This window comes from Hydrogenophaga sp. GW456-12-10-14-TSB4 (assembly GCF_059424305.1).
This window is the reverse complement of record NZ_JBWKZH010000033.1, coordinates 1-26,337: the sequence shown is the minus strand read 5'-3', so window position 1 is coordinate 26,337 and position 26,337 is coordinate 1. Positions and strand designations below refer to the sequence as shown.

Sequence of the window (26,337 nt, the reverse complement as noted above, 5' to 3'; positions counted from 1 at the left end):
TGAAAGGAATCGATCATGTCGATGTTCTCCATCTTCGGTGTCTCGGGCAGCGCGGTCAGCGCGCAGTCCCAGCGCCTCAACGTGGTGGCCTCCAACCTGGCCAACGCCGACGCCGTGGCCGGGCCGGACGGCCAGACCTACAAGGCGCGCCACATCCTGTTCCAGACCGTGCCCATGGGCGGCGAGGGCAATGCCGGTGTGAAGGTGCAGAACATCGTGGAGAGCGACGCCCCGGGGCGCCGCGTGCACAACCCCACGCACCCCAGCGCCGACGCCGAAGGCTATGTGACGCACGCCAACGTGAACCCGGTCGAGGAGATGGTCAACATGATCTCGGCCTCGCGCTCGTACCAGAACAACGTCGAGGTCATGAACACGGCCAAGTCGCTGCTGCTCAAGACCCTGCAAATGGGGCAATGAGCCCACCACCCGGAAAGACCTGAGCCATGTACATCACCCCCATCGACACCAGCAACCTGGGCACCGAGATCGGCAGCACCACGGGCACCACGGCCAAGAACAGCATGGACCCGAAGGCCTCGCAGGACCGGTTCCTCAAGCTGCTGGTCGCGCAGCTCAACAACCAGGACCCGCTCAACCCGATGGACAACGCGCAGATGACGACCCAGATGGCGCAGATCAACACGGTCAGCGGCATCCAGGAACTCAATGCGACGCTCAACAACATGGCCGCGCAGTTCTCCTCGCAGACCGCGCTGCAGGGCACCTCGCTGATCGGCCGCGAGGCCCTGCTGCCCGGCGACAAGCTGACCTTCAAGGACGGCCAGGCCAAGGCGGCGTTCTCGCTCGACACCAAGGCCACCGACGTGAAGGTCGACATCATGGGCACCAACGGCGAGGTCATCAAGACCGTCGAGATGGGCGCGCTGGGCAGCGGCCTGCACCGCTTCAACTGGGACGCCGAGGGCGTGGATCCTTCGACGGTCAAGGGCTTCAAGGTGCGCGCGATCGACGGCAGCGAGCCCGTGGACACCGTGTCGCTGCAGCGCATGACGGTGGACTCGGTGAGCTTCTCCGGCGGCTCCATCTACATGCTGCTGCAGGACGGCAGCACCCGCGCCTACAACGACGTGCTCGCGTTCATGTGAGCGCCTGAGCCTTTCCCCACACACCGCTTTCTCCCTCAAAGGACATCACCATGGCATTCCAGCAAGGACTCTCCGGCCTGAACAGCGCCAGCCGCAACCTCGACGTGATCGGGCACAACATCGCCAACGCCAACACGGTCGGCATGAAGAGCTCGCGCGGCGAGTTCGGCGAGCTCTACGCCAGCTCGGTGAACGCGGCCGGCGGCGTGAACTCCGGCATCGGCGTGGCGCTGACCACGGTGTCGCAGCACTTCACGCAGGGCAACATCACCGTCACGGGCAACGACCTGGACGTGGCCATCAATGGCTCGGGCTTCTTTGAACTCAACATGCCCAACGGCACTGTGGCCTACAGCCGCGCCGGCATGTTCAAGCTCGACAGCAGCGGCAACATCGTCACCAACGGTGGTGCCAACCTCATGGGCTACCCCACCTCGCCCGACGGCACGCGCCTGAGCTTCGACTCGCAGCCGCTGCGCCTGCCCACCGGTGGCCCGATTCCGGCGCGCCAGACCACCCGCATCCTGGCCGAGTTCAACCTCGACGCCCGCGCCCCGGTGGCGTCCACGCAGACGCCGCCCACGCCGCTGTCCACCTACGGCACCTCGCTGATCGCCTACGACCCCCAGGGCGTGGAAGTGCCGGTGGCCTTGAGCTTCGAGAAAATCGGCAACAACCAGTGGAACGTCTACACCGGCGTCAACGGCGCCGACCCCGCGCTGTCGACGCCCTTCGTCGTCAACTTCCTGACCGACGGCTCGCTCGACCCGGCCTCGGTGATCCCGCAGCTCACGCTGACCTCGCCCAACGACCCGGCCGTGACCTTCAACGTCGACCTCGATTTCGGCAACGCGACGCAGTACGGCACCAACTTCGCGGTCAGCGACCTGGACCAGGACGGCTACCGCCCGGGCCAGTTCATCGGCCTGAAGATCGGCGAGGACGGCATGGTCAGCGGCCAGTACTCCAACGGTGAGACCCGCGCGGCCGGCCAGATCGCGCTGGTCAACTTCCGCAACACCCAGGGCCTGCAGCCCATGGGCGGCGGCAACTGGACGGCCACCTTCACCTCGGGCGACCCGCTGCACGGCGAGCCGGGCACCGGCAACTTCGGCGCGCTGCGCTCGGGTGCGCTGGAAGACTCCAACGTCGACATCACCGCCGAGCTGGTCAACATGATGACCGCGCAGCGCACCTACCAGGCCAACGCCCAGACCATCAAGACGCAGGACCAGGTGCTGAGCACCCTCCTGAACATGCGCTGATCGCACGCCGCGTCTGAGCTGAACGAAGGAGCCCCGCATGGACCGCATGATCTACACCGCGATGACCGGCGCCAACGCCGCGCAGTACCGGCAGCAGGTGCTGGCCAACAACCTGGCCAACGTGTCCACGCCCGGCTTTCGCGCCGAGCTCTCGACCTTCCGCGCCGTGCCAGTGCGCGGCGACGGCGCGAGCACGCGCGTGTTCGCCCTGGAAGCCACACCCGGCCACTCCGACCTGCCCGGTTCGATCGCTGCCACCGGCCGCAACCTGGACGTGGCCGCGCGCGGCAACGCCTACTTCGCGGTGCAGGGGCTGGACGGCACCGAGGCCTACACCCGCGCCGGCGCGCTCGAAGTCAACCAGGACGGCACCCTGGTCAGCGGCCAGGGCCTGCCCATGCTGGGCGACGGCGGCCCGATCGTGATTCCCGAAGGCGCGCGCGTGGACATCGCCTCCGACGGCACCGTGAGCACGCGCATCGGCAACCAGCCCTCGCAGACCGTGGGCCGTCTCAAGATGGTCACGCCCGACGCCGACAACCCGCTGCGCCGCAGCGAGGACGGCCTGTTCCGCGGCCCGCAGGGCGACCCGCTGCCCGCCAGCGACGTGGCGCGCCTGCAGGACGGCGCGCTCGAAGGCTCCAACGTCAATCCCATGGAGGCCATGGTCGGGATGATCGCCGTGGCCCGCCAGTTCGAGGTGCAGATGCGCATGCTGCAGAACGGCGAAACCAACGACAAGACCGCCAGCCAGCTGCTGAGCATGAACGGTTGAACCCCCTTTAAATCGCGGAGCACAAGATGATCAATTCGCTGATGATTTCCAAGACCGGCATGCAGGCGCAGCAGATGCAGCTGGACGTGATCTCGAACAACCTGGCCAACGTGTCCACCAACGGCTTCAAGCGCGCCAACGCCGTGTTCGAGGACCTGATGTACCAGAACCTGCGCCAGGTGGGTGCCAACACGGCCGAGCAGGCCGAGCTGCCCACCGGCCTGCAGGTCGGCCTGGGGGTGCGCACCGTCGCCACCTCGCGCAACTTCTCGCAGGGCAGCCTGCAGCAGTCGGACAACCCGCTGGACCTGGCCGTCAACGGCAACGGCTTCTTCCAGGTCGAGATGCCCGACGGCACCACCGCCTACACGCGCGACGGCAGCTTCAAGGCCGATGCGCAGGGCCGCATCGTCACCAACAGCGGCTACCCGCTCACCGCCGGTATCACCGTGCCGGCCCAGGCGCAGAGCGTCACGGTGTCGGCCGACGGCGTGGTCACCGTCAAGCTGCCGGGCAACCCCGCGCCGCAGCAGATCGGCAACATCGAGCTGGCCAGCTTCATCAACCCGGCCGGCCTGGAGCCGCTGGGCCAGAACCTGTACGCCGAAAGCCTGGCCTCGGGCAACCCCATCAACGGCGCGCCCAACTCGGCCGGCATGGGCTCGCTGATGCAGGGCTACGTCGAAACCTCCAACGTCAACGTGGTGCAGGAACTGGTGACCATGATCCAGACCCAGCGCGCGTATGAAATGAATTCCAAGGCGATCCAGACATCCGACCAGATGCTGCAGCGCCTGAGCCAGCTGTAAGGAAACGCCATGTTGCGCATCGCCCTCATCCTGTCGCTCGCCGTGCTCGCCTCCGGTTGCGAGACGCTGCAGCGCACGCCCCAGGTGGACCTGGCGCCGGCCCAGCCGGTGCGCTATGCGCAGCAGGCGCCGACGGCAGCACCCGCCGTCACGGCCGCACCCGGCGGCAGCCTGTTCCAGGCCGTGAGCTACCGGCCCGCGTTCGAGGACCCGCGCGCCCGCATGCCGGGCGACATCCTCACGGTGCAGATCACCGAGCGCATCAACGCGACGCAGAAGTCTTCGTCTTCGGTGGACCGCAGCGGCAGCGCCTCGGCCGGCATCTCCGCGCTGCCCTTCATCAGCCCCACCAGCTCCCTGCTGGGCAAGCTCGACGTGGGCGCGAATTCGTCCAACAAGTTCGCCGGCAACGGCGAGACCGAAAACGCCAACACCTTCACCGGCTCCATCACCACCACGGTGCAGGACGTGCTGCCCAACGGCCACCTGCTGGTGGTGGGCGAGAAACAGATCGGTGTGAACCAGAACGTGGACGTGCTGCGCTTCTCCGGCACGGTGGACCCGAAACAGATCCGCCCCGGCAACGTGGTGGCCTCGACCCAGGTCGCCAACGTGCGCATCGAATCGCGGGGTCGCGGCCAGCAGGGCGAAGCGCTTTCAATTGGCTGGTTGGCACGGTTCTTTTTGACCGTTCTCCCCTTCTGATGCCGTTGCATGATGGCTCACCGCATCGCTGCGGCTCCGTGGGGACCATGACATGACTATCGACCGGCTTTTTCGAAACTTGATGCTCTTGTGCGGCGTGCTGGCTTGCCTGCCGGTGGCCGCCCAGTCCATCCGCATCAAGGAAATCGCGGCCGTGCAGGGCGTGCGCAGCAACCAGCTGACCGGCTACGGCCTGGTGGTCGGGCTCGATGGCACCGGCGACCAGACCACGCAGATGCCATACACCACGCAGAGCCTGAACAACTACCTGCAGCAGCTCGGCCTCTCCCTGCCACCCGGCACCAACATGCAGCTGAAGAACGTGGCGGCCGTGATGGTCACCGCGCAGCTGCCCGCCTTTGCCCAGCCCGGCCAGGCCATCGACGTGACCGTGTCCTCGATCGGCAACGCCAAATCGCTGCGCGGCGGCACCCTCATCACCACGCCGCTCAAGGGCGCCGACGGTGAGATCTACGCGCTCGCGCAAGGCAACCTGCTGGTCGGCGGTGCGGGTGCATCGGCCGGCGGCAGCAAGGTGCAGGTCAACCACCTGAGCGCAGGGCGCGTGCCCGGCGGCGCACAGGTCGAGCGCGCGGTGGCCACGCCCTTCGCGCTGGGCGACACTATCGACCTGGGCCTGAACTCGAACGACTTCCAGACCGCCAGCCGCGTGACCGACGCCATCAACCGCACCATGGGCGCGGGCGTGGCGAGTGCCGTGGACGGCCGCGTGGTGCGCCTGCGCGCGCCGGCCGACCCCAGCCAGCGCGTGAGCTTCCTGGCCAGGGTGGAAGACATCCGCCTGGACGCCACCATCCCCACCGCGCGCGTGATCATCAACTCGCGCACCGGCTCCATCGTCATGAACCAGGCCGTCACGCTCGGCGCCTGCGCCGTCTCGCACGGCAACCTCTCGGTGAGCATCAGCTCCACGCCGGTGATCAGCCAGCCCAACCCGCTGTCGGTGGGCGGGCAGACCGTGGTCACCGAGAAGGCCGACATCCAGATCCGCCAGGACAAGGGCTCGCTCGTCAAGATCGACACCGCGCCGCAACTGGCCGACGTGGTGCGCGCCCTGAACTCGCTGGGTGCCACGCCGCAGGACCTGCTGGCCATCCTCCAGGCGATCAAGGCCTCCGGCGCGATGAACGCGGAACTCGAAGTCATCTGAGCATGAACACCCGTGCCCTCACGCCCAGCGGTCTGGCCGCCGACCCGACAGCGCTCAACGCGCTGCGCTACGGCTCGGGCAAGGGCGACGACAAGGCCGCGCTGAAAGAAGCGGCCAAGCAGTTCGAGTCGCTCTTCATGCGCGAGCTCATCAAGAGCATGCGCGAAGCCACGCAGAAGTCGGGCCTGATGGACGGCGAAGGCAGCAACCTGGGCATGGACCTGCTCGACCAGCAGTTCTCGGTGCAGCTCTCGGGCCTGCCCGGCGGCCTGTCCGAAGCGATCGAGCGCCAGCTCGGCCGCCAGATGTCGAACACCGATGCCGCCAAGGGCGGTGGCCCACTGGCCGCCACCGGCGACACCAGCACCGTGGGCCGCGCGAACGCGGGCCCGCGCCAATCGGGTTTTGTCGAACAGCACAGCGAGGCCGCGGCCACCGTGGCGCGCGAGTCCGGCATTCCCGCCAGCTTCATGATCGGCCAGGCCGGCCACGAGACCGGCTGGGGCCGCAGCGAGATCAAGAATGCCGACGGCTCGCCGTCGCACAACCTGTTCGGCATCAAGGCCACCGACAGCTGGAAGGGCAAGGTCGCCGAGATCACGACCACCGAATACGTCAACGGCGAGCCGCGCAAAGTGACCGCCAAGTTCCGCGCCTACGACTCCTACGCCGACTCGTTCCGCGACTACGCCCGCCTCATCGGCAACAGCCCGCGCTACGAAGGCGTGATGGACCAGCTGCATTCCGTGCAAGGCTTCGCCAGCGGCCTGCAGAAAGCCGGTTACGCCACCGACCCCCAGTACGCCGCCAAGCTCAGCCGCGCGATCAACACCACCCTGACGCTCCAGCGCGCCCAGGGCTGACCGAGACCCCGCCATGCCTTCCCTCAACATCGGTGCCCGCGCGCTCAATGCCAACCTGGCCGCCCTGCAGGTCATCGGCAACAACATCGCCAACGTCAACACGCCCGGCTACTCGCGCCAGAACGTCATCCAGCAGACGTCCGGCTACCAGCAGATGGGCAACGGCTATTTCGGCATGGGCGTGGAGATCGCCACCGTCGAGCGCTCGCACAACCAGTACCTGACGCGCGAGGCGCAGAAGGCCGGCTCGGTGGCCGCCGCCGACGCCCTGCGCTACGCCCGCCTGCAGCAGCTCGAAAGCGCCTTCCCCACCGGTTCGGCTGGCCTGGGCACCGCGCTCAACGAGATGCTCAACGCCTGGACCGACGTCTCGTCCTCGCCCGGCAACCTCACCGCGCGTGTGGTGGTCATCGCCAAGGGCGAGGAACTCGCCTCGCGCCTGCGCAACACCGCCGCGCAGATCGACTCGCTGCAGAACACCACCAAACAGCAGGTGGGCGGCGCGGTCAACATCATCAACGGCCTGGCGAAAGACCTGGCCAAGGTCAACGAGCGCATCACCGAAAGCCAGGGCAACGGCCACACGCCCAACGACCTGCTCGACCAGCGCGACAGGATCCTGAGCGACCTCAACAAGTACGTCCAGACCACCAACGTGCCCTCGGACAGCGGCGCCGTGAGCGTGTTCATCGCCGGCAGCCAGCCGCTGGTGCTGGGTTCGCAGGCCAACGCCCTGGCCGCCGGGCAGGACAGCACCGACAGCGCGCGCGTCGCGCTCTCGTTCGTGCAGGGCGGCGTGAGCACCCCGATCCCGGATGCCAACCTGGGCGGCGGCGAACTTGCCGGCCTGATGCGCTTCATGAACCAGGACCTGGTCGACACGCAGAACCTGCTGGGCCGCATGGCCCTGGCCACCGCCACCACCGTGAACAACCAGCACAAGCTGGGCGTGGACCTGCAGGGCAATCCGGGCCAGAACTTCTTCAACACGCCGGCCGCGGCCGTGGGCCTGGCCCGGCCGGGCAACACCGGCAGCGCCGAGGTCAGCGCCAGCGTGGCCGACCCGACCGCGCTCGTCGCCCCCGACTACGAACTGCGCTTCGAGGCCACCGGCATGAGCGTGGTGCGCCTGTCCGACGGCACTTCCACGCCCGTGACCTCGTTGCCTGCGGTGGTCGACGGCCTGACCTTCAACCTCGACAACGGCGCCGGCGCGCCGGGCGACCGTTTCCTGGTGCGCCCCTACGCCGCCGCCGCGCGCGACCTGCAGGTGGCCATCGGCTCGCCCGACAAGCTGGCCGCCGCCAGCCCGGTCATGGTCACGCCCGGCACCGGCAATTCCGGCGGCCTGAGCGTGGAGAGCCTGTACGCCTCGTCGGCCTCGGCCAACCTCACCGACCCGGTCACCATCACCTTCCTGGCCGACGGCAGCTTCACCGCCACCGGCCTGGGCCCGGGCAACCCCGCGCCCGACAACCCCGGCCCGCCACCGAGCTACAACTTCAAGCCGGGCGAGGCCATCACCCTCAACGGCTGGAGCCTCACGATGCGCGGCAGCCCCGGCGCGGGCGACACCTTCAGCATCGGCGCCGCGCCGGCGGGTGGCATCTCTCAGAACGCGGGCAACAGCACCGGCATGCTGGCCTTGCGCGACCTGCCCACCTACGGCGGCGTGCCGCTGTCCGACGGCTACGTCAGCCTGTTCGCCGACATCGGCACGCGCGTGCAGGGCGCCAAGTTCGCCGCCGATTTCTCGGCCAACATCGCCAACACCGCCGAGACCGCGCGCGCCAACGTGGCTGGCGTCAACCTGGACGAAGAGGCCGCGCGCCTGCTGCAGTACCAGCAGGCCTACCAGGCCTCGGCCAAGTTCCTGCAGATCGCCCAGAGCACCTTCGACAGCCTGCTGCAGACCGTGGGTCGCTAGATATGAATACCCCCCTGCGCCGCTGCGCGGCTTCCCCCCTCTCTGGCGCGCCTTCGGCGTTTGGAGGGGAGACGGCATCTTGGGCCGGCGAAGCCGGACCCTTGATGCCCCTGGAGGCTCGTTCGCAAGATTGAGGAATTGACATGCGCATCGCCACTGCCCACACCTACGACAACACCATCGCCATCCTGACCCGCCGCCAGGCCGAACTGGCCGCGCAGCAGGAGCGCGTGTCCACCGGCCTGCGCGTGCAGAAGGCCAGCGACGACCCGGTGGCCGCCACCCTGGCCGAGACCGCCGCCAACCGCCTGGCGCGCACCACCGCCGACATGCGCGCGCTGGAAGCCTCGCGCGCCAGCCTGCAGCAGGCCGAGTCCGGCCTGAAGGAATCGGGCGACCTGATCCAGCGCGTGCGCGACCTGCTCGTGACCGCTGGCAACGCCACCTTCACCGATGCCGAGCGCGAAGACGTGGCCAAACAGCTCGAAGGCCTGCGCGAGCAGCTGATCGCCGTGGCCAACCGCAAGGACAACGCCGGCCGCACGCTCTACGGCGGCCTGGGCGGTTCGTCCACGCCCTTCGTGGACGCCTACGGCCCGACGGGCGCCGGCGTGCAGTTCGGTGGCCAGCGCGGCCAGGCCGCCGCCGGCAACACCTCGCTGCCCCAGGCGCTCGACGGCGACGCCATCTGGATGCGCGTGCCCCAGGGCAACGGCACGTTCACGCTCGGCGTGCCCGCTGGCAACACCGGCAACGTGAGCACCACCGTGGGCAACGTCACCGACGCCACCGCGTTCACCGGCGACGACTACGACATCACCTTCGCCGAAGTCGGCGGCGTGATGCAGTACACCGTGACCAACACCACCACCGGCACGCCGGTGCCCGGCCACATCGGCCAGCCCTACGTGGCCAACAAGAGCATCGAATTCGACGGTGTGTCGCTGGAAATGCGCGGCACCCCCAAGGCGGGCGACCGCGTGGAACTGCGGCCCGTGACCGACACCACCGACATCTTCTCCGTCGTGCAGAGCGCGGTGGACGCGCTGCGCTACAACGGCCCCAACGAGAGCGCGTACCACGCCCAGGCGATGGCGCGCGCCCTGACCGAGGTCGATGCCGGGCACGACCGCGTGCTCGCCGCCCGCGGCCGCGCCGGTGAATGGCTCAACCGCGCCGACTCGCTCAACACCCAGATGGAAGACGGCTCCATCGCGCTCAAAACCGAAAACGCCCGGCTGGTCGAGCTGGACCCGATCAAGGGCCTGTCCGACCTGCAGACCCAGCAGCTCGGCCTGGAAGCCGCCATCAAGACCTACGCACAGGTGCAGCGCCTGTCGCTCTTCCAGGTGATCAATTGACCCGGGCTCTCTCCTCATGATCATCAGTCACACCGTGCTCGACAGCATCGCACTGGGCTACGAGCCCGTGTGGAACCGCGCCCGCGAACTTGCCGCCGTGCGCCTGGGCGTGCGCGCCGTGCACCCGGAATCCGTGGACGCAGCCCACCTCATGCAGGCCCTGGGCGACGATTGGCCCGCCAACGCCCCGGTGCTCATCCTCAGCGTGGACAGCCCGCGCCTGCTGCAACAGGCACTGGCTTGCGAGCCCGTGCACAACACCTGGCTGGAAGTGCCGGCCGCCCTGTTCGAGCAAACCGAGACCCTGGCCCGCCTCACCGCCGGGGCGCGGCGCGGGCACCGGCTGCTGCGCCGCACCGAGATGGCCGCCGTGCGCGGCCAGGCCGTGGCCCCGGCCGATGCGCGCAACCTGCTGCGGCTGGGTGCCGAATCCGTGCCCGCCGGGCTGATCGGCCAGCTCGTCGAGGGCGTTGCCACGCAAACCCTGGCGCGCCAATGCCTGGACGACGCCGGCGCCTGGGGCGTGCTCGGCTGGCCCGAAGGCGACGTGCTGCACGCCCACCGCCATCAGCCGCTGAACTACGACGGCACGGTGGTCAAGCAGATCCTCATGGCCATCGGCGACGAAGACTGCTCCATCGAACACCTCGAACGCCTGGTGCGGCAGGACCCCGTGCTGGTCTACCGCATCCTGTTGCTGGTCAACTCCGCCGCCTTCGGCGGCCGCCACGAAATCGGCTCCTTGCGGCACGCCCTCATGATGCTGGGCTTTCGCGAGCTGGGCCGCTGGCTGGCCGAGCAACTGCCCCACAGCGAACCCGACCGCGACCTGCACCCCGTGCGCTACGCCATGGTGATGCGCTCGCGCCTGGCCCAGCACCTGCTGGCCACCGGCTCCGAAGACAACCTGCGCGGCGAGGTCTACACTACCGCGCTGCTCTCGCAGCTCGACCGCCTGCTGCACCAGCCGCTGGGCGAACTGCTCAACCGCCTGCCGCTGTCGGGCCGGGTGTTCGACGCCGTGCTGCGCCACGACGGCCCCTACCACCCGCTGCTCGACGTCGCGCGCGCCCTGGGCGAGCCCGGCCAGCTGCACCGCCTGCCGGCGGTGTGCCAGCGGCACGACATCAGCCTGGAACACGCCAACCGCGCGCTCATCCGCATGCTGGCGACCAGCCGGGACCACACCAGCCCGAGGTCCGAGCGGTTGACCTGAAGGGATCTGGCGGCGCGCTACGATGGAGGCCATCATGACCTCCGCGCCACCCGCCTCCACCCCCCACCACACCAGCGCGCTCGTGCTGTTCTCCGGTGGGCAAGACTCCACCACCTGCCTGGCGCACGCCCTGTCGCGCTACCCGCGCGTGGAAACCATCGGCTTCGACTACGGGCAGCGCCACAGCGTGGAGATGACCGCCCGCCTGAACGTGCTGCGCGAACTGCGCCAGCGCTTTCCCGCGTGGTCGCAGCGGCTGGGTGAAGACCACGTGCTCGACCTCGGTGTGCTTGGCAAGGTCAGCGAAACCTCGCTCACGCGCGACATGGCCTTCCGCATGGAAGAAAACGGCCTGCCCAACACCTTCGTGCCCGGGCGCAACCTGCTGTTCCTCACGCTGGCCGCGGCCCTGGCCTACCGGCGCGGCATCCAGGTCATCGTCACCGGTGTGTGCGAAACCGACTTCTCGGGCTACCCCGACTGCCGCGACGACACCATGAAAGCGCTGCAGGTCGCCCTGTCGCTCGGCATGGACCACCGCTTCCTGATCGACACCCCGTTGATGTGGATCGACAAGGCCGCCACCTGGCGCCTGGCGCACGAGCTGGGCGAAAACGCGCTGCTGGTGGGCGGTGGCAACGCGCTGGTGAACCTGATCGTGGAGCACACCCACACCTGCTACCTCGGCGACCGCGAACACCGCCAGCCCTGGGGCTACGGGTGCGGCGGGTGCCCGGCCTGCGAGTTGCGGGCGAAGGGGTGGGCGAACTACGCGGCGCCGGTGGCCTGAAGGTCGATCCAGCGCAGTTGCTCAGGCAGGCAGACCTTCTGCAGGTCGTAGCGCTCGATGGCGCGCTGGCGTGCCTGCGCTCCCAGCCGGTCTCTTTGCGTCGGGTCGTCCAGCAGGCCGACGATGCGCTCCACCAAACCGGCCTGGTCGAAGAAGCCAATCAGCCGGCCGTGTTCCCCGCAGGTGATGGCCTCGCGCACCGGCGCCGTGTCGCTCGCCACGATGCAGCAGCCCACGCTCATTGCTTCGAGCAGGCTCCAGCTCAACACGAAGGGGTAGCTCAGGTACACGTGCACCCGGGACAACTGCAGCAGGCTCGTGAAATCGGGGCGGCTCAGCCGGCCGACGAATTGCACCCGGGCCCAATCCGCATCGGGAATCCGCCCGCGCACCTCGTCGGTGAAAACCTGGCGCCAGCTGGTTCCTTGGGGTGCCGCCGCTCCATAGCCATTCCCCTCTTCGCCAACGATCACGATGCGCGCATGGGGCCGTTGGCGAAGCAGATCGGGCAATGCGCGCATGAACATGTGGAACCCGCGATAGGGCTCCAGATGCCGCGCCACATAGGTGACCACCTCGTCCTTTCGCGTCAATGGGTTGCCATCAGGCAGCTTGAATTGAACATCTGACCGGGGTTGCAATGCGTCGGTGTCGATCCCGTCGTGGATCACATGGATGCGCTGGCGCCAGTGGGCCGGAAACGTATCGGCTTGCCATTGCGTCGGGCTGATCGCGGCGTCCGCCTGATCCAGATGGGCGAGGTTGTTGAGATTCTTCATCTGCATGCGGCACGCATCCGCAGCGGCATTGGACGCCGCGAACTCGGCGTCAAACCCCATGTCCGCTCCAACGGCTTGATAGAACATCTCGGCGTAGAGAACCAGTTTGGCTTCCGGCCATACCTGCTTGAGAAACAGCGGTTCGCCCCAGCCCGGGTGGGCGACGATCACGTTGGGCGCGAAACCTTGGGTTTTCAGGGCCTGGGCGACCTGCCAGCAGGCCTCGGCCCGAAGCGTTTTGGTTTCCATGTCCACCAGCCAGGGGTGCAACCCGGGGGTGTTTTTGCGGGACACCTGATAGGGCACAACGCGGACGCCGTTCCATGCCAGGGCTTTCTTGCCGGGCTGAATGACCATCGCCACCACCTCATGCCCGAGGCGGGCCATCGCCGGTGCGAGATGGCGAAACTGGCCGGGGAAGTTCTGATGAATGAAAAGAACGCGCATCGCCGTAAAAGTCATACGAAAGACTTGCAGAAGAACAGGGATTGTCCGCGGTCACCATGTGTCGATGGGTCGCTCGCCAACAAAAAAATGAGAGCAGACATTGGAACCCGGGTAACCTCTGTAACGCGGCGCCAGAATTCCAGGCTCCAATCGCTCGAACAAAAAATCCCAGGGAGGGAACATGCTTTTAGACAGCCTTGTGCCGAGCCACGGCCAAAAAGGCACGAGCCTTGTAGCAGATCAACTGCTGGCTCGCCACGCCTGCATGGCGCTGAGGGCGATACAGGCCCTCGCAATCCCTTTCCAAATCGGCCTTTTCGCATGCCTGCGCTGACGTCATTCGCGCGTCGGCAGCGGTCGGCTGCAAGGCAATTGGTTGTTGGGTAGTTAAATTCCGAGGTGATTAATTGAGCGCAAGATTGAAGTGGTGCATTTTGGGATATGTTTCAAGCTCATTGCTAACTTTGTGTGGGTTAAGTTTTTTTCTGCCTTCCGATGTAAGTGAAAGCTCGAAGGTGCTTGCAATGATGGATGGGTGGAGTGCCAATATTGTTATTGATGCTGCTCTAATGAGTGAAGGTAGTAATCACCCATCAGCGCTGCGAGTAACCTATTTTGCAATGCTGGTTCTTGCTGTGTTCGGTGGGATGGTTTTGGCGTTTTCATTGACAAAAAGCGCACATTCAATTGTTTTGTATTTACCGCCAAATATTGGAGTGTCAGGTGGTTTTTTGTTTCTGGTGGCAGTTCTTGTGGTTTTGATGCCTTTTTTCCCATTGGGAAACGTGGATCTGCCATCGGTTCAATTTGTTCAAAATTGGGTTAAGCACGCAAGAGCTGGCTTGGCGATTTGGAGTTGTTTGTTTTTCATCGCCCAAATGGTGATGTGGCTCTTCATCTTCAATTATTTTTTCTCAAAATTTAAGGGCGTATAAATGACTACAGAAAATCCATCGTTTGCCGAGATATCAAACAAATTGCAGCAAGAAGCTGCGGTCGTTTTTGCAGCGCTGGTCGCCGGAATCGATAGTGGCTCAGCGTGGCTGGTAAATGGAACTCAGGCAACCTCACTTCAGTATGCTCAATTAGGCGATCACTTGCTTGGTCGTGCAGCCGAATTGTCACAGAAGATAATGAATTTGGCCGAAGGTGTTGGAACACCTCTTGAACGTTCAGCCCTCATTGAGTCCGCTCAGAGGATCAATTTATACATTGATGCCACTCGCGCAGGAGGGACCGCTGCACTTGAGGCTGCCGGTGCGACAGCAGCGATTGCTGCGCGACAAGCAATGGTAGGTGTCGCTGCAAGAGTTACAGGACCTGCGCTAGATGGATATCAATATGTTCGTGATCTGTATGGTGCTATTGAAAATGGTGATTGGGTCAAATTTGGCGGTACCGCTGCGGGACTGGGTGCGGGTGCCGCGTTTGGACATGCCGGGGTTGCAATAGCTGCAGCCGGCATCGCTGCATTAGCTTCTATAGTTGCAGTTCCTGCGGGGGTCGCAACTGCGCTGGTTTTTGGTGTCGCCTTCGCTGGCGCGTACGTTGGCGGCAAATACGGTCCAACTATCTTTGATGGTTGGAATCGTTTATTTGATATAGCTATCAATACATTTTTCAACTCCGCCCGCGACCACGTCCCCCGCCGAGACCCCTTGGTGCTGGACCTTGACGGAGACGGCCTGGAACTGCTTGCGGCTTCTGGCAACGTCCTCTTCGACCACAACGCGGACGGCATCAAGACCGGCACAGGCTGGGCGAAGGCGGATGACGGCTTGCTGGTGCGCGATCTGAACGGCAACGGCTCGATCGACAGCGGTCGCGAGCTCTTCGGCGTGGACACCGTCAAGAGCAACGGCCAACTCGCCACCCAGGGCTTTGACGCCCTGGCCGATCTCGATTCCAACGGCGATGGCCAGATCACCAGCGCAGACACTGCCTGGGGCCAGCTGCAAGTCTGGCGCGACCTCAACCAGGACGGCATCAGCCAGAGCAACGAGCTGAGCACGCTGGCCGGGTTGAACATCACCCGCATTGGCCTGAACGGCACCAGCACCGGCCCACAGGCCGGGCAGACCATCAACAACAACCGCGTGGCGCTCAGCACCACCTTCACCCAAGGGGGCGTGACCCGCACGGTGGGCGCGATCGACCTGGAGGCCAATGGCTTCTTCTCGGAGATCCCACCGGAGGTGGTGGACGAGGCGGGCAGCCCGGTGACGATCACGGAGACGGCGCAGGCGCTGCCGCAGATGAACGGCTCGGGGATGGTGAGGAACCTGAGGGCGGCGATGAGCCTGACGGGCACTGCCGCCGATGAGCTGGAGGCGGCGGTCAACGGCTTTGCAGCGGCCACGACGCGGGATGCGCAGCGGGCCTTACTGGACAACCTGATTACCGAGTGGGCGCAGACATCGAGCTACTGGAGCAGCCTGGAGAGCACGCTGGGCGGCACGGTGACGGTGAACCCGCCAGCGGGCATGACGGCCAGTGAGTACCGCAACATGATCGCCGTGCTGGAGGCGTTCAACGGCAGCCGGTTCTACAAAATGGTAGCGGCAAACGATTCGTGCTATTTGCAAAGATCAAATAACTAAGGCAAGTCGGTAAAAATGAAAATCACGCTTCCCTATTTTGTCAATAAACCCGTGATGGCCTTCGCACTCTGCGGTCTCGCTGCTGTCGCTTGGTATTTGCCTGCAAGTAATCAAAATACTTTTCCCTTGCAGCAGTCGTTTATTCAAATATTGGCGACAATTTTCCCCCCGGTTGCGACTTACTCTTCAAGATCTGAGTTTCCTGCTGCAACGGCACTATATATGGCGTTGGCTTTTTCGTTGTTCCCTATGCACTTTATCTACTCCTTGAGAGAACTGCGTACGAAAAGCAGCGAACCGTGGTTCGAACGACTTTGGAATATCCGATCAACAGGTGATCTAATTGGTAGATTGTTTTTAATTCCCCTTGTTGCCCTCTTGGCAGTTTTTATACTTTTCTTAAACCCAGGCTATGACTTTAATCTTCTTCCGGTGAACTCCTCGAGAGCAGCGTTAGCATTGGGAGGATGGCTTGTTGCCGGTGCAATTCCTGCATGGTGTCTCTCTTGGGTTTATTGCAATTTAATTGTTTTGATTGATCATTTTTTCAATAAAGGTGCGAAATGACGAAGCAATGGAATGAGGTTGGTGCGTGGGAGGCCGTTGGTGGTGTTGCAGAGCGAACCCGTCCTTATCTAAAATCGGCCGTAGATGCAATAGATGAGTTGGTTGTGGCTGCAAAGATAATGGTTCAAGAGCAGAGAGCGCTTGCCGTTTCTACTCATCAGATGGCACTTGCTTGGGGCAAGGTGACGACCGCTCTACGAACTGAGCTCACTGTGGCGCAACAACAAGTGGGCAACCAAATGTTGCTTGCACGAATTGGCACAGTTACGCAAGCTCTTGATGACATTGACTGGGCACGCGATTTCCAAGCTGTGGCGAACGATGCTTCGCGAAATCTTGAAGTTATGGCGAAAAACTTGGGGAGCCTTATCGCTGTAGCCGAAGTGCTTGTGGAAATATCTGATAGCAGTGTCACAGCCTACGATGTTGGCTCTACTGCGATAGGCGCTTTAAGTGGCGTTCTAATCGGCCTTGCCATCGCTTCTACCGCGCCTTGGTGGCTAGCAGCGGGTGTTGGTCTTGCTGCCTCCATGGGGGCGAAGTATTTGTGGCAGGCGGGAATCGCGCCTGCGCTCGGCATCCCTGGGGAAGGTGGCGAGCTTTTTTGGGACAGTCTCTTTGACTACGCCATTCCCATTGAATTGAATACGCGCTTTTCAAATGCCCGCAATTTCGTTGTCCGCCGAGACCCGCTGGTGCTGGACCTTGACGGAGACGGCCTGGAGTTGACGGCCGCCAGCGGCAACGTCCTCTTCGACCACAACGCGGACGGCATCAAGACCGGCACGGGCTGGGCGGGTGCAGACGATGGCTTGCTGGTGCGCGATCTGAACGGCAACGGCTCGATCGACAGCGGTCGCGAACTCTTCGGCGTGGACACTGTGAAGAGCAGCGGTCAGCTCGCCACTCAGGGCTTTGACGCCCTGGCCGATCTCGATTCCAACGGCGATGGCCAGATCACCAGCGCAGACACTGCCTGGGGCCAGCTGCAAGTCTGGCGCGACCTCAACCAGGACGGCATCAGCCAGAGCAACGAGCTGAGCACGCTGGCCGGGTTGAACATCACCCGCATTGGCCTGAACGGCACCAGCACCGGCCCACAGGCCGGGCAGACCATCAACAACAACCGCGTGGCGCTCAGCACCACCTTCACCCAAGGGGGCGTGACCCGCACGGTGGGCGCGATCGACCTGGAGGCCAATGCCTTCTTCTCGGAGATCCCACCGGAGGTGGTGGACGAAGCGGGCAGCCCGGTGACGATCACGGAGACGGCGCAGGCGCTGCCGCAGATGAACGGCTCGGGGATGGTGAGGAACCTGAGGGCGGCGATGAGCCTGACGGGCACGGCCGCCGATGAGCTGGAGGCGGCGGTCAACGGCTTTGCAGCGGCCACGACGAGGGATGCGCAGCGGGCCTTGCTGGACAACCTGATCACCGAGTGGGCGCAGACGTCGAGCTACTGGAGCAGCCTGGAAGACACGCTGGGCGGGACGGTGACGGTGAACCCGCCAGCGGGCATGACGGCCAATGAGTACCGCAACATGATCGCGGTGCTGGAGGCGTTCAATGGCAGCCGCTTCTACAACCCGGTGGGTGGCGCGATGCCGGCGGGGGAGCGTGCGACGACGGCCAACGGCGTCACCACCTACACGATCACGCCGCCGGCGGATCAGGTGGCTTTGCTGCAGCAGGCATACGATGCCTTGAAGGAGAGCGTGTACGCAGCGCTGGTGGTGCAGACCCGGTTGAAGCCGTACCTGGATGCCATCGAGCTCATCATTGACGAGAACGGCATCGGGTTCGACACGACTGGCATCGATGCATTGATGCAGGCCGGTGTGGCGGCCGATGCCGTGAACGGCCTGCACGATTTGCTGGAGTTGCGGCGCTACCTTGCCGACTCGCTTCGAAGCGTGGGCTGGTCGCCCGAAGAGAAACTGGTGGACGTGTTGTCCACCTTGAGCATCACACCTGCCATCAGTGCCCTTCTGGCTCAGGAGCGCATTGTCTGGGCGGGGGCTGATGCCACGACGATCAGCGTGGCCGATGCGCCGCAGACCGGCTACCTGCTGCTGGGAAATGCACTGAACAACAGCATGACGGGCAGCACAAAGGCCGACAGCCTGTATGGAGGCACCGGCAACGACACGCTGACAGGAGGGGCGGGCGCTGATGTCTACTACTTGTCCAAAGGGGATGGCGCAGACCGCATTTTTGACGTCGACTTCGACACCACCGCCATCGACGCGGTGGAGTTCCTCGATGTCAAGTCCACGGATCTGGTGGTGCTGGAGCGCAAGATGGGCAGCGTTGACCTCGTGCTCAAGTACGGCGCGGGCGATCAGCTGACCGTGGTGAACTATTTCCTTGCCAATGATGCCCGCTTCAAGATTGAACAGTTCAGGTTCAGCGACGGGGTGATGTGGGCCGAGGCGGACGTGAGAGCACGGTTCGTGACCGTTGGCACGGCGGGTGACGACACCATCACGGGACTGAGCGATATCGGCGACCGAATCCACGGGGGTGACGGTGCAGACCAGATCACTGGCAATATCAAGGATGACACCCTGTCCGGCGGTGCTGGCAATGACACCATCTATGGTGGTGAGGGCAACGATTTTCTGGACGGCGGCCTAGGCAACGACTATCTGTCGGGTGAGGCGGGAGCTGACACCTACCGTTTTGCCGTCGGATCGGGTGTGGACCGCATCTACGACCACGACTTTGATTCCACCAACACGGATGTGATCGAGTTCCTGGATGTGAAGTCCACTGACCTGGTGACTCTGGAGCGAAGGCTCGGAACCGTGGACTTGGTGATCAAGTACGGTACGGGTGATGAGCTCATAGTAGCGAACTACTTCCATCTCACCAACCCCAACTTCAAGATCGAGCAGTTCAAGTTCAGCGATGGTGTGGTGTGGAACGAGACGGATGTGCGGGCGAGGTTCGTGACGGCCGGCACGGCGGGTAACGACACCATTGCTGGCATGGCGACGGCAGCAGATCGCATCGACGGAGGGGATGGGGCCGACTCCATCACGGGTGGAAGCAAGGCCGACAGCCTGTACGGCGGTGCTGGCAATGACACCATCTATGGTGTTGAAGGCAACGATGTTCTGGACGGTGGCCTGGGCAACGACTACCTGGCGGGCGGGGTGGGAGCCGACACCTACCGATTTGCCGTCGGTTCGGGTGTAGATCGCATCTACGACTATGACATTGATGCCAGCAACACGGACGTGATCGAGTTCCTGGATGTGAAGTCCACTGACCTAGTGGCCTTGGAGCGAAGGCTCGGAACCGTGGACTTGGTGATCAAGTACGGTACGGGTGATGAGCTCACGGTGATGAACTACTTCCATCTCACCAACCCTGGCTTCAAGATCGAGCAGTTCAAATTCAGCGATGGCGTGGTGTGGACCGAAGCGGATGTGCGGGCGAGGTTCGTGACGGCCGGCACGGCGGGCAATGACACCATTGCTGGCATGGCGACGGCAGCTGATCGCATCGACGGAGGGGATGGGGCCGACTCCATCACGGGTGGGAGCAAGGCCGATAGCCTGTACGGAGGTGCTGGCAATGACACCATCTTCGGTGTTGAAGGCAACGATGTTCTGGACGGCGGTCTGGGCAACGACTACCTGGCGGGAGGGGTGGGGGCTGACACCTACCGCTTTGGCATCGGCTCGGGCGTGGACCGCATCTCCGACTACGACATCGATGCCAGCAACACGGACGTGGTCGAGTTCCTGGACGTGAAGTCCACGGAGCTGGTCGCATTGGAGCGCAAGCCAGACAGCCTCGACTTGGTGCTGAGATATGGCACGGGCGACGAGCTGACAGTGTTCAAGTACTTCGACTCCGCCTACCCGGGCTACAAGATCGAGCAGTTCAAGTTCAGCGATGGCGTGGTGTGGAACGAAGCCGATGTGAAAGCACGGTTCACCACCACGGGCACGGTTGCAGCAGACACCATCGTGGGGTTGAGCGACGTGAGCAACCGGATCTACGGGCTGGGCGGGGCGGACAACCTGACGGGGGGCACGAAGGCCGACAGCCTGTACGGAGGTGAAGGCAACGATGTGCTCACGGGTGGTGCTGGCAACGATGTGCTGGAAGGGGGCGCGGGCAACGACACGCTGATGGGTGGGACCGGGAATGACGTCTACCGGTTCGGCCGTGGCGATGGGGTTGACACCGTTCAAGACACCGACAGCACCACCGGAAACACCGACCTCCTGCAATTCATGGCAGGGGTGAGTAAGGATCAAGTCTGGTTCCGCCAGGTCGCCAACAACCTGGAAGTGAGCATCATCGGCACGGATGACAAGGCGACCATCACCAACTGGTACGCGGGCAATCAGTACAAGGTGGAACAGTTCAAGACGGCGGACAACAAGACGCTGCTGAGCGGTCAGGTGGATGCGCTGGTGTCGGCGATGGCGGCGTTTGCGCCTCCACCGCCCGGGCAGACCACGCTCACACCGGCTCAGCAGACGGCGCTGAGTCCCGTGATCGCGGCGAACTGGACATGACCGACATGAGCCTGGGAGCGCCGGGTGCCTTGCAGCCCGGCGCGCTGGATCGCCCGAAAGAAGATCACGTCAAGACACCGACTCTGGACACAGGTCTCGCCTGCCTGGTGATGATGGCCCGCCTGCACGGCGTGGCCGCCGATGCGGACCAGCTGGCGCATGAGTTCGGCGGGGCCTCTGGCGCTTCCGGGTTGCAGACGCAAGATCTTCTGCTGGCGGCCCGGAAGCTGGCCTTGCAGGCCAGGCGGGTGAAGGTGAGCCTCGACCGCCTGGACAAGACGCCATTGCCGGCCATCGCCATCGGACGCGATGAGCAGGGGCACGCGGAGTTCTTTCTTCTGGCCCGGGCCGAGGCTGACAAGGTGTTGATCCAGTCGCCCCGAGTCGGGCGGCCGGAGGCGCTCTCCCTGGCAGACCTGCAGGCGCGTTGGCCGGGTGGCGAGTTGATCCTGTTCACCTCACGGGCGTCGCTCGCGGGCGAGATGGCGCGGTTCGATTTCACCTGGTTCATCCCGGCGGTGGTGAAGTACCGCAAGCTGCTGCTGGAGGTGTTGGCGGTCAGCTTCGTGTTGCAGCTCTTTGCCCTGATCACCCCGCTGTTCTTCCAGGTGGTGATGGACAAGGTGCTGGTGCACCGGGGCTACACCACGCTGGACGTGATTGCCATCGGGTTTGCCGTGGTGGTCATCTTCGAGGTGACGCTCACGGCGCTGCGCAGTTACGTGTTCGCGCACACCACCAGCCGCATCGACGTGGAGCTGGGCGCCCGGCTGTTTCGGCATCTGCTGGGCCTGCCCCTGGCCTACTTTCAGGCGCGGCGCGTGGGCGACTCGGTGGCCCGCGTGCGCGAGCTGGAGAACGTGCGCTCGTTTCTGACCGGCAACGCGCTCACCGTGGTGCTGGACTTGCTGTTCTCGGTGGTGTTCATCGCGGTCATGGCGTACTACAGCGGCTGGCTCACGCTGATCGTGGTGATTTCGCTGCCGTGTTACGCCATCCTCACTGCGGTGTACACGCCGGTCTTGCGCGCGCGCCTGAACGAGAAGTTCAACCGGGGCGCGGAGAACCAGGCTTTTCTGGTGGAGACCATCAGCGGCATCGACACCGTGAAAAGCATGGCGGTGGAGCCGCAGTGGACGCGGCGCTGGGACAGCCAGCTGGCGGCGTATGTGTCGTCGAGCTTCCGCACAGCGACCATCGGGACGGTGGCCAATGGCGGTGTGACGCTGATTTCCAAGCTGGTGACGGTGTCCACGCTGTACTTCGGTGCGCGGCTGGTGATCGAAGGCAAGCTCAGCGTGGGGCAGTTGATCGCTTTCAACATGTTGGCGGGCCAGGTGGCGCAGCCGGTGATGCGCCTGGCGCAGTTGTGGACGGACTTCCAGCAGACGGGCATCTCGGTGCAGCGCCTGGGTGACATCCTCAACAGCCGCACCGAGGTGTCGGGCGCCAAGAGCGCGCTGCCACCCCTGGCAGGGCGCATCACGCTGGACGAGGTGGTGTTCCGCTACCGGCCGGATGGGCCGGAGGCGCTGAAGAACCTCTCCATCGATATCGCGCCGGGTGAAGTCGTCGGGGTGGTGGGCCGTTCGGGTTCTGGCAAAAGCACGCTGACCAAACTGATTCAGCGGTTGTATGTGCCCGAGCGGGGCCGCGTGCTGGTGGACGGCCTGGACCTGGCGCTGGCGGACGCCAGCTCGCTGCGCCGCCAGGTGGGCGTGGTGCTGCAGGAGAACGTGCTGTTCGCCCGCAGCATCCGCGACAACATCGCACTGGCCGACCCCGGGGCGCCGATGAGCGCGGTGGTGGCCGCGGCCCGCCTGGCGGGCGCGCACGATTTCATCACCGAGCTGCCCGAGGGGTACGACACGCTGGTGGGCGAGCACGGCTCCACGCTGTCGGGTGGGCAGCGCCAGCGCATCGCGATCGCGCGTGCGCTGATCTCCAACCCGCGCATCCTGATCCTGGACGAGGCCACCAGCGCGCTGGACTACGAGAGCGAACGCATCATCCAGAACAACATGAAAGCCATCGCACAAGGGCGCACGGTGATCATCGTGGCGCACCGGCTGAGCGCCGTGCGCGACGCGAACCGCATCGTGGTGATGGAGCGCGGCCAGATCGTGGAGATGGGTGCGCACGCACAACTGCTGCAGAACCCCGACGGGGCTTACGCGGCACTGCACAAGCTGCAACAGGGGTAGACCATGGGTGTTCGACTTCAAGCCCTGGGCGATCTGCTCCGGCGCTACGGTGCGGCGTTCCGCCACGCCTGGCGGCATCGGGCCGAGCTGGAACCGGTAGAGCGCCTGCCGCACGAGGCGCAGTTTCTGCCTGCCGCGCTGTCGCTGCAGGAGACGCCGGTGTCGCCCGCGCCCCGTGTGGCCATGTGGCTGCTGATCGGCTTCATGGTGCTGACCCTGCTGTGGGCGGTCTTCGGCCGCATGGACGTGGTGGCGACCGCGCAAGGCAAGATCGTGCCCAACGACCGCACCAAGACCATCCAGTCTTTCGACACCGCGTCGGTGAAGGCCATCCATGTCACCGATGGTCAGCGAGTGAAGGCAGGTGATCTTCTGATCGAGCTCGATGCCACGACCACCCAGGCCGACACCGACCGCCTCGTGGGTGAGCAGGCCGTGGCGGTGCTGCAGGTGGCGCGGGGCAAGGCGTTGCTGGACGCGCTGGCGTCGGGTCGCGAACCCCGGCTGGCCCGGCCTGCCGGGGTGGACGATGCGCGCTACCTCGAAGCGCAAAGGCTGCTGGCCGGGCAGCACGCGGAGTATTCGGCGCGCTTGAGCCGCATCGTGGCCGACACTGCGCGGCGAGAGGCCGAGCTGCGCTCCACCCAGGAGCTGGTGAAAAAGCTGGAGCAGACCATGCCCATCGCCCAGCAGCGCGCGCAGGACTTCAAGAACCTGGTGGCGCAGAACTTCGTGTCGCGCCACGGTTACCTGGAGCGGGAGCAGGAGCGCATCGAGCAGGAGGCCGATCTGGCCAACCAGCGCAGCCGGTTGCGCGAGATCGAGGCCACGCTGCGCGAGGTGCAGGGGCAACGGCAAGCCTTGATGGCCGAAACCCGCCGCGCCACGCTGGACAGCAGCACCGAAGCGCAGCAGCGCCTGGACGCGTTGGGCCAGGAGTGGAAGAAGGCGGATTCGCGCGGCCGCCTCATGCGCCTGACCTCACCGGTGGACGGCACGGTGCAGCAGCTCGTGGTGCACACCGAAGGCGGCGTGGTGACGGAGGCTCAGCCGCTGATGGTGATCGTGCCCAGCGACAACCCGTTGGAGGTAGAAGCCTTCTTCGAGAACAAGGACATCGGTTTCGTGAAGGCCGGGCAGGAAGCCGAGGTGAAGATCGAGACGTTCCAGTACACCAAGTACGGCACGATCGACGCGGCGGTGTCGTCGGTCTCGCACGACGCGATCAACGACGAGAAGCGCGGGCTCATTTACTCCAGCCGGGTGCGCATGGATAAAACCACGCTGATGGTGGATGGCACCGAGGTGAGCCTGTCACCTGGCATGGCGGTGACGGTGGAGGTGAAGACCGGGCAGCGGCGGGTGATCGAGTATTTCCTGGCGCCGCTGCTGCAGCACACGAGCGAGAGCCTGCGCGAGCGTTGAGCCCGCGCAGGGGCTCGGGCGCTCAGTCCGAGGACACTTCCAGCCGGTAGCGCGCCCCGCCCGCCGCGGCCTGCTCATTGGCCCGCAGCGCCCAGCGCTGCCGGTGGTGCGCGGCCAGGGTGGAGCGGTGGGCGATGGACACGATGGCGCCGTGCGCCTGCTTCACCCGCTCCACCAGGCGTTGGTAGATCGTGGCTTCGGCTTCTTCATCGAGCGCGCTGGTGGCTTCGTCGGCCAGCACCCAGGCCGGCTTCTTGAGCATCACGCGGGCGATCGCCAGGCGCTGGCGTTCGCCGCCCGAGAGCTTCTGGCTCCAGGCGTCCTCGCGGTCGAGCTGGTCGGTCAGTGCCGGCAGCAGGGCCTCGTTCAGGGCGTCGCGCAGGGCTTCGTCGGTGTAGTTCTCTGCCGGGTCGGGGTAGGCCAGGGCGTCGCGCAGGCGGCCGTCGGGGAAGTAGGGCCGCTGCGGGATGAACATGGTGTCCTTGGGCAAGCCCACGCGGCCCAGTGCGTGTGGCCAGATGCCGGCAAGGGCCCGGAACAGGCTGGACTTGCCGCTGCCCGAGGGGCCGTGCAGCAGCACGGTGTCGCCGGGCTTCACGTCCAGGTCCACACCGGCCAGCAGCGTGCTGCCGCCGGGCAGGGACACGGTGAGGTCCTGTGCGCGGATGCCATCAGCCGACTCGGTGAGGGCCATCTTGTCGCGCGTTTCTGATTGGTGCTGCAGGCTCTTCTCGAAGCCGATCAGGCGGTCGGTGGTGGCCTTCCAGACCGCCAGCGACATGTAGTTGTCGACCAGCCAGGACAGCGAGTCCTGCACGCGGCCGAAGGCAGAGTTGATCTGCATCAGCTGGCCCAGCTGGATGGCGCCGCTGAAGTAGCGCGGCGCGGCGACGATCAGCGGAAAGATGATGGCGGCCTGCGAGAAGAAGCTGCTGAACCAGGTGAGCTGTTTCTGGTTGCGGATGAGGGCGAAGTAGTTGCCCATCACGTCGCGAAAGCGCACATCCAGGTGGCGGCGCTCCACCTGTTCACCGCCGTCGAGCGCGATGGATTCGCTGTACTCGCGCACGCGCACCATGTGGTGGCGGAAGTTGGCTTCCAGCATCTGCTGCTGGAAGTTCAGCCGCACCTGGGGGCGCCCGATCCAGTGCGCGATGGCGCTGCCCACAGCGCAGTACAGGATGGCGGCCCACACCATGTAGCCGATGATTTCCACTTGCCCGCCGCCCAGGAAGCCGGGCAGCGGCAGGGTGATGGAGCCGCTGAGCGTCCAGAGGATGCCGACGAAGCTCACCAGGGTGATGAGGGCATTGAACATGCCCATGGAGAGCGAGACGGTGTAGCTGGTGAAGAGGTTGAGGTCTTCCTGGATGCGCTGGTCCGGGTTGTCGGGGTTGCCGTGCTCGTCGGCGGTGAAGCGCGCCAGCTCCATGCGGTAGAAGGCCTTGTTGGCCAGCCAGCGGCTCATGTAGTGGTCGGTGAGCCAGACGCGCCAGCGCAGCTGCAGGATCTGGGTGAGGTAGAACTTGTAGACCGCGAGCACGATGTAGATCAGCGCCAGCCAGCAGAACTTGACGATCTGCTCCCAGAACACCGGCTGGTTCTTTTCCTGCAGGGCGTCGTAGAAGACGCGGTACCACTCGTTGATCTGCACCAGCATGTAGACCGTGCCGAGGTTGAGCAGCACCACGGCCAGCAGCAGGCCGCGCGCGCGCCATTTTTCCTCGGACTGGAAGTACGGCGCGGCAAAGGCGCCGATGCCTTTGAGCGTGGGCCACAGCGAGGG

General features: G+C 64.8%; 20 protein-coding genes. 18 read left to right on the top strand and 2 right to left on the bottom strand.

Going from position 1 to position 26,337, the window contains the following annotated elements:
- The first annotated feature begins 15 nt into the window (after positions 1-15).
- The 12 genes from flgC to queC all read left to right on the top strand — a co-directional run bounded on the left by flgC (position 16) and on the right by queC (position 11,991).
- Entirely contained in the window at positions 16-420 is a 405-nt protein-coding gene (gene flgC, locus AC07ZS_RS16785) for a flagellar basal body rod protein FlgC (protein ID WP_291112611.1), read from the top strand.
- Between the two features lie 26 nt (positions 421-446).
- Positions 447-1,109 (top strand): flagellar hook assembly protein FlgD, encoded by a 663-nt coding sequence (locus tag AC07ZS_RS16780; RefSeq protein WP_494799663.1) that lies wholly within the window; start codon positions 447-449, stop codon positions 1,107-1,109.
- Between the two features lie 50 nt (positions 1,110-1,159).
- Positions 1,160-2,374 (top strand): flagellar hook protein FlgE, encoded by a 1,215-nt coding sequence (flgE, locus tag AC07ZS_RS16775; protein ID WP_494799662.1) that lies wholly within the window; start codon positions 1,160-1,162, stop codon positions 2,372-2,374.
- Between the two features lie 37 nt (positions 2,375-2,411).
- Positions 2,412-3,149 carry a flagellar basal-body rod protein FlgF gene (flgF, locus tag AC07ZS_RS16770; RefSeq protein ID WP_291112605.1) on the top strand — a complete coding sequence of 246 codons (738 nt, stop codon included), beginning with the start codon at positions 2,412-2,414 and terminating at the stop codon, positions 3,147-3,149.
- A gap of 26 nt (positions 3,150-3,175) precedes the next feature.
- Positions 3,176-3,958 carry a flagellar basal-body rod protein FlgG gene (flgG, locus tag AC07ZS_RS16765; protein WP_297397532.1) on the top strand — a complete coding sequence of 261 codons (783 nt, stop codon included), beginning with the start codon at positions 3,176-3,178 and terminating at the stop codon, positions 3,956-3,958.
- A 9-nt stretch (positions 3,959-3,967) separates the two neighbouring features.
- Positions 3,968-4,663 carry a flagellar basal body L-ring protein FlgH gene (locus AC07ZS_RS16760; RefSeq protein ID WP_494799661.1) on the top strand — a complete coding sequence of 232 codons (696 nt, stop codon included), beginning with the start codon at positions 3,968-3,970 and terminating at the stop codon, positions 4,661-4,663.
- A gap of 82 nt (positions 4,664-4,745) precedes the next feature.
- Positions 4,746-5,834, top strand: coding sequence for a flagellar basal body P-ring protein FlgI (locus AC07ZS_RS16755; protein ID WP_494799708.1), 1,089 nt, complete (start codon positions 4,746-4,748; stop codon positions 5,832-5,834).
- Positions 5,835-5,836: 2 nt separating this feature from the next.
- Positions 5,837-6,697, top strand: coding sequence for a flagellar assembly peptidoglycan hydrolase FlgJ (gene flgJ / locus AC07ZS_RS16750; protein ID WP_494799660.1), 861 nt, complete (start codon positions 5,837-5,839; stop codon positions 6,695-6,697).
- Positions 6,698-6,710: 13 nt separating this feature from the next.
- On the top strand, positions 6,711-8,624 hold the full coding sequence (flgK, locus tag AC07ZS_RS16745) for a flagellar hook-associated protein FlgK (RefSeq protein ID WP_494799659.1): 1,914 nt from the start codon (positions 6,711-6,713) through the stop codon (positions 8,622-8,624).
- A gap of 143 nt (positions 8,625-8,767) precedes the next feature.
- A complete protein-coding gene (gene flgL, locus AC07ZS_RS16740) occupies positions 8,768-9,985 on the top strand; it encodes a flagellar hook-associated protein FlgL (RefSeq protein WP_494799658.1) in 1,218 nt (405 codons plus the stop codon).
- 16 nt (positions 9,986-10,001) lie between these two features.
- Entirely contained in the window at positions 10,002-11,201 is a 1,200-nt protein-coding gene (locus AC07ZS_RS16735) for an HDOD domain-containing protein (protein WP_494799657.1), read from the top strand.
- A gap of 34 nt (positions 11,202-11,235) precedes the next feature.
- Positions 11,236-11,991, top strand: a complete 756-nt coding sequence (gene queC, locus AC07ZS_RS16730) for a 7-cyano-7-deazaguanine synthase QueC (protein WP_494799656.1) — start codon at positions 11,236-11,238, stop codon at positions 11,989-11,991.
- On the opposite strand, the gene AC07ZS_RS16725 is transcribed toward queC, so the two are convergent.
- Positions 11,970-13,232, bottom strand: a complete 1,263-nt coding sequence (locus AC07ZS_RS16725) for a glycosyltransferase (RefSeq protein WP_494799655.1) — start codon at positions 13,230-13,232, stop codon at positions 11,970-11,972. The two genes, queC and AC07ZS_RS16725, sit on opposite strands and share 22 nt — an antisense overlap.
- A 392-nt stretch (positions 13,233-13,624) precedes the next feature.
- Here AC07ZS_RS16725 and AC07ZS_RS16720 point away from each other — a divergent pair, with 392 nt between their 5' ends.
- Genes AC07ZS_RS16720 through AC07ZS_RS16695 form a run of 6 tightly spaced genes read left to right on the top strand, consistent with a single transcriptional unit; the run spans position 13,625 to position 24,551 of the window.
- On the top strand, positions 13,625-14,152 hold the full coding sequence (locus AC07ZS_RS16720) for a hypothetical protein (RefSeq protein ID WP_494799654.1): 528 nt from the start codon (positions 13,625-13,627) through the stop codon (positions 14,150-14,152).
- Positions 14,153-15,817, top strand: coding sequence for an SPM autocatalytic domain-containing protein (locus AC07ZS_RS16715; RefSeq protein WP_494799653.1), 1,665 nt, complete (start codon positions 14,153-14,155; stop codon positions 15,815-15,817). It begins immediately after the preceding gene.
- Between the two features lie 15 nt (positions 15,818-15,832).
- Complete coding sequence (locus AC07ZS_RS16710) at positions 15,833-16,384, top strand: hypothetical protein (protein ID WP_494799652.1); 552 nt, start codon at positions 15,833-15,835, stop codon at positions 16,382-16,384.
- Entirely contained in the window at positions 16,381-20,922 is a 4,542-nt protein-coding gene (locus AC07ZS_RS16705) for a calcium-binding protein (RefSeq protein ID WP_494799651.1), read from the top strand. The genes AC07ZS_RS16710 and AC07ZS_RS16705 overlap by 4 nt, the downstream gene beginning before the upstream one ends.
- Positions 20,919-23,126 carry a type I secretion system permease/ATPase gene (locus AC07ZS_RS16700; RefSeq protein WP_494799650.1) on the top strand — a complete coding sequence of 736 codons (2,208 nt, stop codon included), beginning with the start codon at positions 20,919-20,921 and terminating at the stop codon, positions 23,124-23,126. Before AC07ZS_RS16705 ends, AC07ZS_RS16700 begins: the two co-directional genes overlap by 4 nt.
- 3 nt (positions 23,127-23,129) lie before the next feature.
- The gene (locus AC07ZS_RS16695) at positions 23,130-24,551 is read left to right on the top strand and encodes an HlyD family type I secretion periplasmic adaptor subunit (protein WP_494799649.1); all 1,422 of its coding nucleotides are present in this window, start codon (positions 23,130-23,132) and stop codon (positions 24,549-24,551) included.
- A 22-nt stretch (positions 24,552-24,573) separates the two neighbouring features.
- On the opposite strand, the gene AC07ZS_RS16690 is transcribed toward AC07ZS_RS16695, so the two are convergent.
- Positions 24,574-26,331 carry an ABC transporter ATP-binding protein/permease gene (locus AC07ZS_RS16690; RefSeq protein ID WP_494799707.1) on the bottom strand — a complete coding sequence of 586 codons (1,758 nt, stop codon included), beginning with the start codon at positions 26,329-26,331 and terminating at the stop codon, positions 24,574-24,576.
- Between the last annotated feature and the right edge of the window lie 6 nt (positions 26,332-26,337).